The sequence below is a fragment of the Streptomyces sp. MAR4 CNX-425 genome (assembly GCF_048656465.1).
Lineage (GTDB): Bacteria > Actinomycetota > Actinomycetes > Streptomycetales > Streptomycetaceae > Streptomyces.
In genome coordinates this window covers 556577-569212 of record NZ_JBMDLF010000001.1, presented here as the reverse complement: position 1 = coordinate 569212, position 12636 = coordinate 556577, and the positions used below count along the sequence as shown (strand labels likewise).

Here is a 12636-nt window from a genome sequence, read left to right as displayed (position 1 = left end):
CGGTGTGCCCGGATTCGCGCCAGCGGCGCAGGAACCCCGCGGTGCCCCGCGGTTCGGTCACCCCGCCCCACCTGCGGCGTACCCCGCCGCGGGCGGCCCGCCCGTACAACCCGCTGCGAATCCTCCCCGCGCCCCCGGCCCGTCGCCCGCCTCCCACGTCCGCTCCCCGCCCCCCGGGGGGCCGCGGTTCGGTCACCCCGCCCCACCTGCGGCGTACCGCGTCGCTGGCGGCCCCGCCCGTACAACCCGCTGCGAACCTTCCCCGCGCCCCAGGCCCGTCGCCCGCTTCCCACACCTGCTCCCGCCCCCGCGGGGTTCCGCGCGTCCATCACCCCGCCCCACCTGCGGCGTACCCCGCCGCCGGTCGCCCCGCTCGCACAACCCGCTGCGCGGCGGTGAACCTGAAGTCCCTGTTCGGGTACCGTCGATGTATGAGTGATGCCATCGAGCGCCCTGAACCCGGCGCGGCCTCCACCGCCCCGGACCCGGACGCGTGGGCCCAGGCGTGTGCCGAGGACTTCGCTGCCGAGCAGGCCCGGCGGCGCGCGGTCTACGGCCCCGAGCCCGTCAGCGCCGCCGAGGAGCTGCGCCGCTTCTTCGACTCCCTCTCCGACAAGGTCTCCGACCTCCGCGCCCCCGGCGCGACCGGCGGCACCGCCGCCGTCGCGCAGACCGCCGCCCAGCAGTTCGCGAAGCAGTTCCTCGCCTCTGTGAAGACCGTGGTCGAGCCCGTCGTGGAGCGCAATCCGCAGATCTTCGACCACCTCGCCACCGCCGGCACGGAGATCGCCGCCGCCTACCGCGCCGCCGTGCAGCGGCAGGAGGCGGACTGGTCCCGGGACGACGAACCGCCCAGCAGCCCCAAGCAGATCGACCTCGACTGACGGCCGGGTCCCGCGGTGCCTCCGGTAATGTGAGGAGGCGCAGCGGGGCTCGAACCGAATATCCGAGGGAGACATGGGACTCACCATCGGCGTCGACATCGGCGGCACCAAGATTGCGGCCGGTGTGGTCGACGAAGAGGGCTCGATCATCGAGACGAGCACGGTACCGACCCCGGAGACACCCGAAGGCGTCGTGGACGCCATCTGCGCGGCGGTCCGGGAGGTCACGTCCACCACCCCCGCCGAGGCCGTCGGCATCGGCGCCGCGGGGTACGTGGACGACAAGCGGGCCACCGTGCTCTTCGCCCCGAACGTCAACTGGCGCTTCGAAGCGCTGAAGGACAAGGTCGAGCAGCGCATCGGCCTGCCCGTCGTCGTCGAGAACGACGCCAACGCCGCCGCCTGGGGCGAGTACCGCTTCGGCGCCGGCCAGGGCCACGACGACGTCGTCTGCATCACCCTGGGCACCGGCCTGGGCGGCGGCGTGATCATCGGCGGCCGGCTGCACCGCGGCCGCTTCGGTGTGGCCGCGGAGTTCGGCCACATCCGGGTGGTGCCGGACGGGCTGCTGTGCGGCTGCGGCAGCCAGGGCTGCTGGGAGCAGTACGCGTCCGGCCGCGCCCTCGTGCGGTACGCGCACCAGCGTGCCGCCGCCACCCCCGAGGCGGCCGAGATACTTCTCGCGCTCGGTGACGGCACCCCCGACGGCGTCCAGGGGCGGCACGTCAGCGAGGCCGCCCGGCGGGGCGACCCGGTGGCGGTCGACTCGTTCCGGGAGCTGGCCCGTTGGGCGGGCGCGGGGCTCGCCGACCTGGCTTCGCTCTTCGACCCGTCCGCGTTCATCGTCGGCGGCGGCGTGTCGGACGAGGGCGACCTCGTCCTCGACCCGATCCGCAAGTCGTTCCGGCGCTGGCTGGTGGGCAGCCAGTGGCGGCCGCACGCGCAGGTGCTCGCCGCCCAACTCGGCGGTCGCGCGGGACTCGTCGGCGCCGCCGACCTGGCCCGTCAGGGCTGACGGCCGGCGGGCGCGTACGCCGTGACGGCCCGGCACCGCGTGGCGCCGGCCCCGCGGTGGCCGCCCCGGGTCCCGGCGCCCCGCGTCAACGCCGGGCCCGACGGTCCGCGGCACCGCCGCCGCGGGTGCTCCCCCCGGTAGTCTCACCCCGTGCTGCTGCCCGATCTGCCCGCCTCGCGCACCGAGCCGGACGGCTCCGCCGTCGTCCGGCTGCTCAGCTACAACGTCCGCTCCCTGCGCGACGACACCGCGGCGCTCGCCCGGGTGATCCGGGCCTGCGCGCCGGACGTCGTCTGCGTGCAGGAGGGGCCGCGGTTCTTCCGGTGGCGCAAGAAGGCGGCGCGGCTCGCCCGCGCCACCGGCCTGCTGTACGTCGCCGGCGGCGCCACCACCGCGGGGCCCCTGCTCCTCGCCGATCTGCGCGCGCACGTGGAGCGCACCGACGAGACGCTGCTGCCCCGCACCCCCGGCCTGCACCGGCGGGGCCTGGCGACGGCGGTGCTGCGCTTCGGCGCGGCCCGGCTGGCCGTCGTCAGCACCCATCTGAGCCTGGCCCGGGCCGAGCGCCACGAGCAGGCGGGGCTGGTGCTCGCGCACGTGCGGGGGCTCGGCGAGCCGCACGCGGTGGTCGCCGGGGACCTCAACGAGCGCCCCGGGGGCGCCGCGTTCCGCCGGCTCACCGCCGAGCTGCGGGACGGCCGGGCGGTCGCCCCCTGGGGCGGCCGGCACACCTACCCGGCGCCCGACCCGAGGAAGCGCATCGACGCCGTGCTGGCCACCGCGTCGGTCGAGGTGCTGGGCTGCGGCGTCCCGGCGGGCCTGCCGGGCGTCACCCCGGCCGACCTCCGCGACGCCACCGACCACCTGCCGGTCCTGGCTGCCCTGCGGGTGCCGGTGTCCGGCCCGGCTAGGGCCGCTGCTTGACCTCGTCCACGACGGCGTAGGTGTTGAGGGACGTTGTCTCCGTGGAGCCGTTCTCGGGGTTCCCGCCTCTGATACGCGGCTGCTGCACACCCAGGTACTCGTGCGTGCCCACGGCGAAGAGCAGCAGCTTGCCGCTGCCCGGCTCGTCGTCCAGCCCCAGCCCGAGCGCGTCCCTGCCCTGGGTGTCCATCGTGCCGGTCAGCACGTCCTTGTCGGGAAACTCGGCGAACGTCTCCAGCGCCGCCGGCAGCAGCCCGTCGGGCAGCACGGGCAGCCACGCGATCAGTTCGATGAGGTAGCCGGCCGCGTACTTCCAGTCGTGCGTCTCGAACTCGTCGGGCGTCCGCCCGCGGCGGAAGGAGCTGAAGTGCGTCAGCATCGCCTCCGGCTCCCGGGGGATCCGCGCGAGGGTGCGCCAGTCCGCCGGTGGCCAGGACTGCGGCGTGGTCTGCCACCAGCCGTTCGGGTCGTGGTTCGCGCCCCGCCAGCTCCGCCGCGAGGGGTCGGCCGCCAGCCACGCCTCCTGCGTGTACCGCGCGACGGCGCCGGCGGGGTCGTCCGGGGCCTCCAGGACGTCCACCCTGCTGTATACGTACTGGCCCGGGCCCGGTTCGAGGGGCGGGCGCATGCTCTCCCGCTCCCGCTCCAGCCGGGCCGCCGCGCGCAGCACCCCCGCCGGGGGCAGGTCGGCCGCCGGGCCGGCGCCGCCGCCGTCCCGGCGCTCCAGCAGCGCCAGCGGCGCGCCGACCGCCGCCGCCGTGGCGCCGGCGGCGACGAGGCTCCGTACGACGGTACGGCGGGACGGCCCGCCCGCGCCGGGCCCGCGGAGCCGGACCGGCGCGAGCCGTATCCGCGGGGGCTCGGTGCCGGGCGCGCGCGCCCGGTCCGCCTCGGGGGCCGCGGCGCGGGCCTCCGCCAGCAGCTTCTCCCGGGCCGCCCGCCGGGCCGTCTCGCGCGGCGGCCGCGTACCCGCGTCCCAGTCCCGCAGCACCTTCAGCTCATCCATGTCCCCGTTCCTTCCGCGCGTCGTCCGCTTGCCCGGCCTCCGTGTCGCCGGCGGGTGCGCCGCCGGCACCCAGTTCCTTCCGCAGCCGGCCGCGGGCCCGGTGCAGCCGGGAGCGCACCGTGCCCACCGGCACGCCGAGCGCCTCGGCCACCTCCTCGTACGCCAGATCCGCCCAGGCCACCAGCAGCAGCACGTCGCGCAGCGACGGCGACAGCCGGGCCAGCGCGGTCGCCAGCTCGCGGCGCATGCCGTCGGCGGTCGCGCGGGCCGCGACCCGGTCGGCGAGCGGTTCGTCGGTCTCGGCGGGGGCCGGCAGCCGGGAGAGCGCGCGGAAGCGGCGGGCCTCCGCGCGGCGGTGCCGGCTCACCAGGTGCGTGGCGATGCCGAACAGCCAGGGGCGGACGTCGCCGCGTCCCGGGTCGAACCGTTCGCGGAGCCGGAAGGCGGTCGTGAACGTCTCCGCCATGACGTCGTCGGCCGCCTCGTCGCCGAGCCGCCGTGCCGCGTACCGGTGTATGGCGTCGGCGTGCCGGTCGAAGAGGACCGCGAACGCCTCGGGTTCTGTACGGGACCGTGCGACGACCGACGCGTCGCTCTCGGGCTCCGTGTACACGCCCGTCAATCCCCCCATCGAGCGCCTCCAGAGCGTGGTGGACTCGCCCGTTTCCGGGCCTTGCACCACTACTTCGCCGGGGCGCCCGAACGAGTTCCGTACCGGCTCGGGGGGCGGTCCGTCAGACCACCGCGCCGCCGCCCGGCGGCTCGTCGTCATCGCCGCCGCCCGGGCGCATCCGGGCGACGAGGGTGGCGAAGCCGCCGAGGAAGCCGCCGATGCCGAGCACCGAGGCCCACCAGGTCATCGGCTGCTGGAGGATGAGCATCGTCAGCAGGAGCAGCGGGCCGCCGAGGACCGCGATCCAGGCGAACTTGGTCGTCGTGTCGGGCTTCGGCAGCGGCGGCGGCTCGGGCGGGACGAAGTGGCCCTCGTCGGCCTCGCCGAGGTCGTCGTCGGACGCCTCCGCCGCCTCCCAGTCGCGCGGGCCGGTGCCGGCGGAGAAGACGATGAAGCCGGCGCCGGTGGCCGGGGTGCCGGTGGCGGCACCGCCCGCCGGGCCGCCGTCCTTCGCGGCGCCGTCGCCGCCCTCGCCGCCGTCGCCGCCCGGTTCCGCCGGGCCGTCCGGCCCCTCGTCCCCGGCCGCCGCGCGCGACGCCCGCTCGTGCGGCGGCTCGACGGAGTCCTCCTCGAACGCCGCGACGATCTCCGCCCAGGCGGCCTCCTCGTCGAGCGGGCCGCCGCCGTCCGCTCCGGCGGGCTCCGCGCCCGCCGGCTCCGCGCCCGCGGACCCGTCGCCCTGCTGCGGGTCCTCCCGGTCCGGGTTACGCTCCGCCACGTGCCCGGGCCTCCTTCCGCTGCTCGGTGTCGCCGGGGCCGTCGGTGTCGCCGGCCGGCGGGGTCAGCCGGTCGATGAAGGCGGCGGTCTCGGCGAAGATCCGTTCCGCCTCGTGGTCGAGGGTGGCGACGTGGTAGCTCTCCTCCAGCACGGACTCGGTGACGTCCCGCGAGGAGACCCGGCCGAGGATGCGGACGGAGTCCTGCGGCGAGACGACGTGGTCGACCCGGCTGTGCAGCACCAGCAGCGGCTGCGTCACCTGCGGCAGCTCGTCGTCGACGCGGGCGAGGAACTGCCGCAGCGAGTGCGCGGCGTGCAGCGGCACCCGGTCGTAGCCCGTCTCCGCCACGCCCTCCTTGGCGATGTCGCCCGCGACGCCCGCGGACGTACGCGCCAGGAAGCGGGCGACGGGCAGGGCCTTCGGCGCGAGCCCGTGCAGCTTGTTCAGCGGGTTGACCGCGACCACGCCGGCGACCGCGTCCCCGTGCCGGGCGGCCAGCCGCAGCATCAGCGCGCCGCCCATGGACAGCCCGCACAGGAAGACCCGCTCGCACGTCTCGGACAGCTCGCGCAGCTCCCGGTCCACCGTCGCGTACCAGTCCTGCCAGCGGGTCAGCTGGAGGTCCTGCCAGCGGGTGCCGTGCCCGGGCAGCAGCGGCATCGACACCGTCAGGCCGCGCGCGGCGAGATCCTCGGCCCAGGGCCGTACGGACTGGGGCGAGCCGGTGAAGCCGTGGCAGACCAGGGCCCCGGTCTCGCCACCCGGCTGGCGGAACGGCTCGGCTCCGGGAAGGACCGGCATGACGGGACTCCGATCGTGTCAGGCGGGCGGCGGATACGTGCCTGGCGCTGCCCCTGAGCGTACTGCCCCGTACGGACGGACGGGCCCCCCGCGGACGCCTCCCGGCCGCCCCGCGCCGCCCGCCGGCCGGCCCCGGGCGGGCCCGCCGCCCCCGGATACCGCTCTCCGACCAGGAGCGCTATGGTCACACGAGCAGATCGCAGGAGGCCCCGGTTGTTCTACAGCGCGATGAAGATGTCCCTCGGCAACAGCCTGAGGCTCGTCTTCCGCCCCTGGGTGGAAGGCATGGAGAACGTGCCCGACACCGGTGCCGCCATCCTCGCGAGCAACCACCTGTCGTTCTCCGACTCGTTCTTCCTCCCCTCCATGCTGCACCGGAAGATCACCTTCATCGCGAAGGCGGAGTACTTCACCACCCCCGGGGTGAAGGGCCGGCTGACCGCGGCGTTCTTCAAGGGCGTCGGCCAGCTGCCCGTCGACCGCTCCGGCAGCCGCGGCGCCGGCGAGGCGGCGATCAAGAGCGGTCTCGACGTGCTGGAGCGGGGTGAGCTGTTCGGCATCTACCCCGAGGGCACCCGCTCGCCCGACGGCCGCCTCTACCGCGGCAAGCCCGGCGGCCTCGGCCGGCTGGCGCTGCTCAGCGGGGCGCCGGTGCTGCCGGTGGCGATGATCGACACGGAGAAGATCCAGCCGCCGGGGCAGGTGGTGCCGAAGGTGATGCGGCCCGGCATCCGGATCGGCGCGCCCCTGGACTTCACGCGCTATCAGGGCATGGAGCACGACCGGTTCATCCTGCGTTCGGTGACCGACGAGGTCATGTACGAGATCATGAAGCTGTCCGGCCAGGAGTACGTCGACGAGTACGCGACCGCGGCCAAGCGGCGGATGGATGACGAGGCCAAGCGCCGCAAGGCGGAGGAGAAGGCCGAGGAGAAGGCCCGGAAGGCGGACGCGGAGGGCGACGGCGGGCGGACGGACGCCGCCTAGCGCGCGGTGCGCGTGCGGCGGGAGGGAGAGCCGGGGCGATGGCCGGGCAGAGCAAGCGGCGGATGTCGGTGGAGCAGCCGCTGTGGCAGGCGCTGACGTACTTCCGGGTGCTGACCCTGGCGTACGCGGTGGCGCAGTTCGTACCCCGCCACGGGGACGTCGCCCGCCCGGCGCTGGGCTGGGCGTACTTCGCGGTCCTGGCGCTGTGGACGGCGTTCACCTTCCGCCGGGTCGCGTCGGCGGAGCGCTGCACGTACCGGTTCCTGGCGGCGGACATCGGGCTCACGCTGACCGGCATCCTGCTGACGATCCCGGTGGAGACCCCGGAGCGCATCGACGACGGCGCGAGCACGCTGCCGTCGATCTGGGCGGCCGGGTCGGTGCTGGGCTTCGCGATCAAGGGCGGCTGGCGGTGGGGCGCGGCGTCGTCGGCGGCGGTCGGGCTGTCGAACATCGTGCAGCGCGGCGAGGTGGTGCAGGACAACTTCCACAACATCGTGCTGCTGATGGTCGCGTCGACGGCGATCGGCTACATCGTCGAGGTGGCGCGGACCAGTGAGCGGGCGCTGGCCCGCGCGCTGCAGATAGAGGCGGCGACGCGGGAGCGGGAGCGGCTCGCGCGCGACATCCACGACAGCGTGCTGCAAGTGCTGGCCCTGGTGCAGCGGCGCGGGGCGGCGATCGGCGGCGAGGCGAAGGAACTGGGCCGGCTGGCGGGGGAGCAGGAGGCGGCGCTGCGGGCGCTGGTGACGGGCGCGACGCTGCCGGCGCAGCGCACGGCGCCGCCGCCGGAACGTTCCGCCGTCCCCGGCGGGGGCGCCGGGGCCCGGGCCGGGGCGGCGGACGGCGGGCCGGGGGAGGAGGACGCGACGACGTCCCTGCGGCTGCTCCTGCTGGCGATGGGCGGGCCGAGCGTCTCGGTCGCCGAGCCGGGTTCGCCGGTGTCGCTGCGGACCGACGCGGCACAGGAGCTGGCCGCGGCGGTGGGCGCCGCGCTCGACAACGTACGCGCGCACGTGGGCCCGGAGGCGCAGGCGTGGGTGCTGCTGGAGGAGGAGCCGGACGGCACGGTGGTGGTGACCGTACGGGACGACGGCCCCGGCATCCCGCGGGGCCGCCTGGCGGCGGCGGAGGCGGAGGGCCGGCTCGGCGTGGCGCAGTCCATCCGCGGGCGCCTGCGGGACCTGGGCGGCACGGCGGAGTGGGTGTCGACCCCGGGCCAGGGCACCGAAGTGGAACTCCGCCTCCCCGCCCCCCACGGATGACCCACCGGGCCCGGGCGGCGCGCGCCCCGGCGCCGCGGCGGCCCGTACGCCCCCGCCGGAAACGACACGTGCCGTAACTCACCACATACGCCACCATGGTCTGCGGGCATCATCCACCCAGAAGCGCAGGGAGGGAGTCCACGTGGTCGCAGAAGCCGGCGCCGAGGTCAAGGTCATGGTCGTCGACGACCACCCCATGTGGCGCGACGCCGTCGCCCGCGACCTCGACGCCGCCGGGTTTGCCGTCGTCGCCACCGCCGGGGACGGGCCGCAGGCCGTGCGGCGGGCGCGGGCCGCGGGCCCCGACGTGCTGGTGCTGGACCTCAACCTGCCCGGCCTGCCCGGCGTGCAGGTGTGCAAGGAGGTCGTCGGCGCCCAGCCCGGCGTGCGGGTGCTGGTGCTCTCCGCCAGCGGCGAGCACGCCGACGTGCTCGAAGCCGTCAAGTCCGGCGCCACCGGCTACCTCGTGAAGTCCGCCAGCACCGAGGAGCTGATCGAGGCCGTCCGCCGGACCGCGCAGGGCGACCCGGTGTTCACGCCCGGCCTCGCCGGCCTCGTGCTCGGCGAGTACCGGCGGCTGGCCGGGGAGCCCGTCGCGGAGGACCCCGACGAGCCCGAGGTGCCCAAGCTCACCGACCGGGAGACCGAGGTGCTGCGGCTGGTCGCCAAGGGGCTGTCGTACAAGCAGATCGCCGAGCGCCTCGTCATCTCCCACCGCACCGTCCAGAACCACGTGCAGAACACCCTGGGCAAGCTCCAGCTCCACAACCGCGTCGAACTCGTGCGCTACGCCATCGAACGCGGACTCGACGACGGCTGAACGGCGCCCGCCCGCCGTTCCCTTACCCCCGGGGTCCCTCCGCCGGGTGAACCCCGCCGCCGCCGAATTGACAGGTTGGTGCGCTAATCCCGCTCGCTCCGTGTCGTGTGAGGTGGATCACCGTTAGCGTTGCTGCAGCGGGGTCACGACCGTCAGAAGGGAATACGTGATGCGGGTAGGAGTACTGACCGGTGGCGGTGACTGTCCCGGGCTCAACGCGGTCATCCGGGCCGCTGTCCGCAAGGGCGTCCAGGAGTACGGGTACGAGTTCACCGGCTTCCGTGACGGCTGGCGCGGGCCGCTGGAGGCGGACACCGTCACCCTGGACATCCCCGCCGTACGCGGCATCCTGCCGCGCGGTGGAACGATCCTCGGGTCGTCGCGCACCAACCCCCTCAAGGTCGAGGGCGGCATCAAGCGCATCAAGGAGAACATGGCGAAGCTGGAGGTGGATTCGCTCATCGCCATCGGCGGCGAGGACACCCTCGGCGTCGCGCAGCGCCTCGCCGACGAGTACGGCATCCAGGTCGTCGGCGTACCGAAGACCATCGACAACGACCTCTCCGCCACCGACTACACCTTCGGCTTCGACACCGCGGTCAACATCGCGACCGAGGCCATCGACCGGCTGCACACCACGGCCGAGTCCCACATGCGCGTCCTCGTCGTCGAGGTGATGGGGCGGCACGCCGGCTGGATCGCCCTGCACTCCGGGCTCGCCGGCGGCGCGAACGTGATCCTCATCCCCGAGCAGCGCTTCGACGTCGAGAAGGTCTGCGGCTGGGTGACCTCCCGCTTCAAGGCCAGCTACGCGCCGATCGTCTGCGTGGCCGAGGGCGCGATGCCCAAGGACGGCGACATGGTGCTCAAGGACGAGTCCCTGGACGCCTTCGGGCACGTCCGGCTGTCGGGCGTCGGGGAGTGGCTGGCGAAGGAGATCGAGAGGCGTACGGGCAAGGAGGCCCGGACGACGGTCCTCGGGCACGTGCAGCGCGGCGGCACCCCCAGCGCGTACGACCGCTGGCTCGCCAGCCGCTTCGGGCTGCACGCGATCCAGGCGGTGCACGAGGCGGACTGGGGCAAGATGGTCGCCCTCCAGGGCACGGACGTGGTGCGGGTGCCGCTGGCCGACGCGACGGCGCGGATCAAGACGGTGGACCCGAAGCTGTACGAGGAGGTCGGCGTCTTCTTCGGCTGACGGGGACGGCCGCCGGAAGACGACTTCCGGCGGCCGTGTCCCCGCGCCCGCGGGGAGCAAGGGCTCCCTCCGGCCGGGACGGGCGTTGCGGTTCCCGCGTTACGCGGGAGCCGCCGCCAGCTCCCGCAGCAGCTCCGACACGAGGTGCGGGCCGTTCAGGCTCAGCACCGACTCCGGGTGGAACTGCACCGACGCGAAGCGCTCGCCGCGCAGCGCGTGCACGTCGCCGCTGTCCGGATCGCGGCTCAGCTCGACGCCGCGCGCCGCGGCCAGCGCCGCCGCGGCGGCGGCGTCGCAGCGCGCGGTGTACGTGCTGTAGAAGCCGACCGTCTCCGGCCGGCCGAAGAAGTCGATCTCCTCCTGCGCCCCCTGGTACGGCACGTCCTTGCGGACCAGCGGCAGCCCCAGCTCGGCGGCGAGGAGTTCGTGGCCGAGGCAGACGCCGAGCAGGCCGTGGCGGTGGCCGCGCAGCAGCTCGCCGGCGAGCCCGCGCAGGAAGCCCATCTTCGGGTCCGCGGTGTCCGCCGGGTCGCCGGGGCCGGGGCCGAGCACGACCGGGCCCGGGTGCGCCAGCGCCGCCCGCCGTACGCCCGGCGCGTCGAAGCGGCGTACGTCCACCGCCGCGCCGGAGGCGCGCAGGACGTGCGCGAGCATCGCGGTGAACGTGTCCTCGCCGTCGACCACCAGCACCGTGCGGCCGGACAGCCCGCCCGCCCCCCTCTCCCGCGCCCCCTGCATCCGCAGCCAGAACGGCGACAGGTGCGTCCGGCGGGCCGCCAGCGCCGCCTGCACCTCCGGGTCCGCCGCGAAGCGCGGGCCGGCCGCCGCCCCGCCCGCCGGGCGCGCGGGCGCGGGGCGTACGCCGAGGGCGGCGAGCACCCCGGCGGCCTTGGCGTGGGTCTCGGCGACCTCGTCCGCCGGCCGGGAGCCGCGCACCAGGGTGGCGCCCACGGGCACCCGCAGCAGCCCGTCCGCGCCGATGTCGGCGGTACGGATGAGGATGGGGGAGTCGAGGGTCTGCGCGCCGCCCGCGTCGCGGCCGAGGAGGGCCAGCGCGCCGGCGTAGTAGCCGCGGCCCCGCCCGTCCCGGCCCGGGGGCTCATAGCGCTCGATGACGCGGCAGGCGTTCTGCACGGGCGAGCCGGTCACCGTCGCCGCGAACATCGTCTCGCGCAGCACGTCGCGCGCGTCGAGCGCGGTGCGCCCGCGCAGCTCGTACTCGGTGTGCGCCAGGTGCGCCATCTCCTTCAGCCGCGGCCCGACGACCACGCCGCCCTCCCGGGCGACGGTGCACATCATCTTCAGCTCCTCGTCGACGACCATGGAGAGCTCCTCGATCTCCTTGGCGTCGTGCAGGAAGTCCAGCAGCCCGGCGCGGTCCGGGCCGCCGGGCGGGTAGCGGTAGGTGCCGCTGATGGGGTTCATCACGACGGTGCCGCCGGTCATCCGCACGTGCACCTCCGGGCTGGCGCCGACCAGGGTGCGCACGCCGGGGCGGTGCACGGCGAAGGTCCAGTACGCGCCCTGCTCGCAGGCCAGCAGCCGGCGGAAGAGGGCGAGCGCGTCGGCGGCGCCGAAGCCGTCGACGCGGCCCTCGAAGGTGCGGCGGATGACGAAGTTGGCGCCCTCGCCGGTGCCGATCTCGTCGTCGAGGACGCGGCCGACGATGTCGCCGTACTCGTCGTCCGGCACGTCGAAGGCGCCGCCGGCGACGCGGACGGGGTGCGCGGGCAGGGCGTCGAGCAGCGCGGCGGCGGGCAGCTCGTGGACCTCGTCGGGGACCAGGACGGCCAGCGGCGTGCCGTCGTCGCGGACGTCGAAGCCGCGCTCCCGGAGCTGCCGGTACGGCACGAGCGCGAGCGCGCCGACGGCGGGGCCGGACGCCGGGGCGTCGGGGATGTTCGCGAGCCGGTTCACCTCGTGGACGGCGCCGAGCAGGACCTCGACGGGCGCGTCCGGGCGGCCGGGGGTGCGGCGGCGCAGCACCGCGAACGGCCCGGCGCCGTCGGCCAGCAGCCGGCGCACCAGCGCGGCGGCGCGCGCGGCGGCGCTGCCGTCCCCGGTGCCGCTCTGCCTGTCTGGACTGGGATTTCGCTGCACGTAACGGTCCTTCCTGCGACGGAGGGACCGACCCGCGGAAAACGCCGAAGGCCGCCCCTCGGGCGGCCTTCGCGTCAGTCTTCTCGGGTACGCGAGATCAGGTGGCCGCCGGCTGGGCGGGCCACCACCAGGTGCGGGTCGCGATCGCGTACACGGCCGACACCCTAGCCGACCGGGGCGCCCGCGGCAGCCCGCTGTCTGCTCCGTCTCATCTGTCGGTCACCGGCCGGGGCTCCGCGGGCCG

12 protein-coding genes are annotated in these 12636 nt (G+C 75.5%); 7 read left to right on the top strand and 5 right to left on the bottom strand.

From position 1 onward, the window contains the following. The first annotated feature begins 431 nt into the window (after positions 1-431). The 3 genes from ACHZ99_RS02480 (at position 432) to ACHZ99_RS02470 (ending at position 2823) form a co-directional block, all read left to right on the top strand. Positions 432-884: a DUF5304 family protein gene (locus ACHZ99_RS02480; protein WP_420302623.1), complete on the top strand. Its 453-nt coding sequence runs from the start codon at positions 432-434 to the stop codon at positions 882-884. 73 nt (positions 885-957) lie between these two features. Continuing rightward, entirely contained in the window at positions 958-1899 is a 942-nt protein-coding gene (locus ACHZ99_RS02475) for an ROK family glucokinase (protein ID WP_420302622.1), read from the top strand. 150 nt (positions 1900-2049) lie between these two features. Then, complete coding sequence (locus ACHZ99_RS02470) at positions 2050-2823, top strand: endonuclease/exonuclease/phosphatase family protein (protein WP_420302621.1); 774 nt, start codon at positions 2050-2052, stop codon at positions 2821-2823. On the opposite strand, the gene ACHZ99_RS02465 is transcribed toward ACHZ99_RS02470, so the two are convergent. From ACHZ99_RS02465 to ACHZ99_RS02450, 4 genes are all read right to left on the bottom strand, one after another. Continuing rightward, a complete protein-coding gene (locus tag ACHZ99_RS02465; protein WP_420302620.1) occupies positions 2807-3829 on the bottom strand; it encodes a hypothetical protein in 1023 nt (340 codons plus the stop codon). The two genes, ACHZ99_RS02470 and ACHZ99_RS02465, sit on opposite strands and share 17 nt — an antisense overlap. Further along, positions 3822-4460 carry an RNA polymerase sigma factor gene (locus tag ACHZ99_RS02460; RefSeq protein ID WP_420302619.1) on the bottom strand — a complete coding sequence of 213 codons (639 nt, stop codon included), beginning with the start codon at positions 4458-4460 and terminating at the stop codon, positions 3822-3824. Before ACHZ99_RS02460 ends, ACHZ99_RS02465 begins: the two co-directional genes overlap by 8 nt. 103 nt (positions 4461-4563) lie before the next feature. Beyond that, positions 4564-5220 carry a hypothetical protein gene (locus ACHZ99_RS02455; RefSeq protein ID WP_420302618.1) on the bottom strand — a complete coding sequence of 219 codons (657 nt, stop codon included), beginning with the start codon at positions 5218-5220 and terminating at the stop codon, positions 4564-4566. Beyond that, positions 5207-6022, bottom strand: a complete 816-nt coding sequence (locus ACHZ99_RS02450; RefSeq protein WP_420302617.1) for an alpha/beta hydrolase — start codon at positions 6020-6022, stop codon at positions 5207-5209. The genes ACHZ99_RS02455 and ACHZ99_RS02450 overlap by 14 nt, the downstream gene beginning before the upstream one ends. A 213-nt stretch (positions 6023-6235) precedes the next feature. On the opposite strand from ACHZ99_RS02450, the gene ACHZ99_RS02445 reads away from it, so the two are divergent. The 4 genes from ACHZ99_RS02445 (at position 6236) to ACHZ99_RS02430 (ending at position 10292) form a co-directional block, all read left to right on the top strand. Continuing rightward, positions 6236-7009 carry a lysophospholipid acyltransferase family protein gene (locus ACHZ99_RS02445; RefSeq protein WP_420302616.1) on the top strand — a complete coding sequence of 258 codons (774 nt, stop codon included), beginning with the start codon at positions 6236-6238 and terminating at the stop codon, positions 7007-7009. A gap of 38 nt (positions 7010-7047) precedes the next feature. Continuing rightward, positions 7048-8274, top strand: a complete 1227-nt coding sequence (gene macS / locus ACHZ99_RS02440; RefSeq protein WP_420302615.1) for a MacS family sensor histidine kinase — start codon at positions 7048-7050, stop codon at positions 8272-8274. Between the two features lie 175 nt (positions 8275-8449). After that, a complete protein-coding gene (locus ACHZ99_RS02435) occupies positions 8450-9094 on the top strand; it encodes a response regulator (protein ID WP_420303186.1) in 645 nt (214 codons plus the stop codon). 169 nt (positions 9095-9263) lie between these two features. Then, on the top strand, positions 9264-10292 hold the full coding sequence (locus tag ACHZ99_RS02430; protein ID WP_420302614.1) for a 6-phosphofructokinase: 1029 nt from the start codon (positions 9264-9266) through the stop codon (positions 10290-10292). A 99-nt stretch (positions 10293-10391) separates the two neighbouring features. Here ACHZ99_RS02430 and ACHZ99_RS02425 read toward each other — a convergent pair whose 3' ends face one another. Continuing rightward, positions 10392-12320: an anthranilate synthase family protein gene (locus tag ACHZ99_RS02425; RefSeq protein ID WP_420303185.1), complete on the bottom strand. Its 1929-nt coding sequence runs from the start codon at positions 12318-12320 to the stop codon at positions 10392-10394. Between the last annotated feature and the right edge of the window lie 316 nt (positions 12321-12636).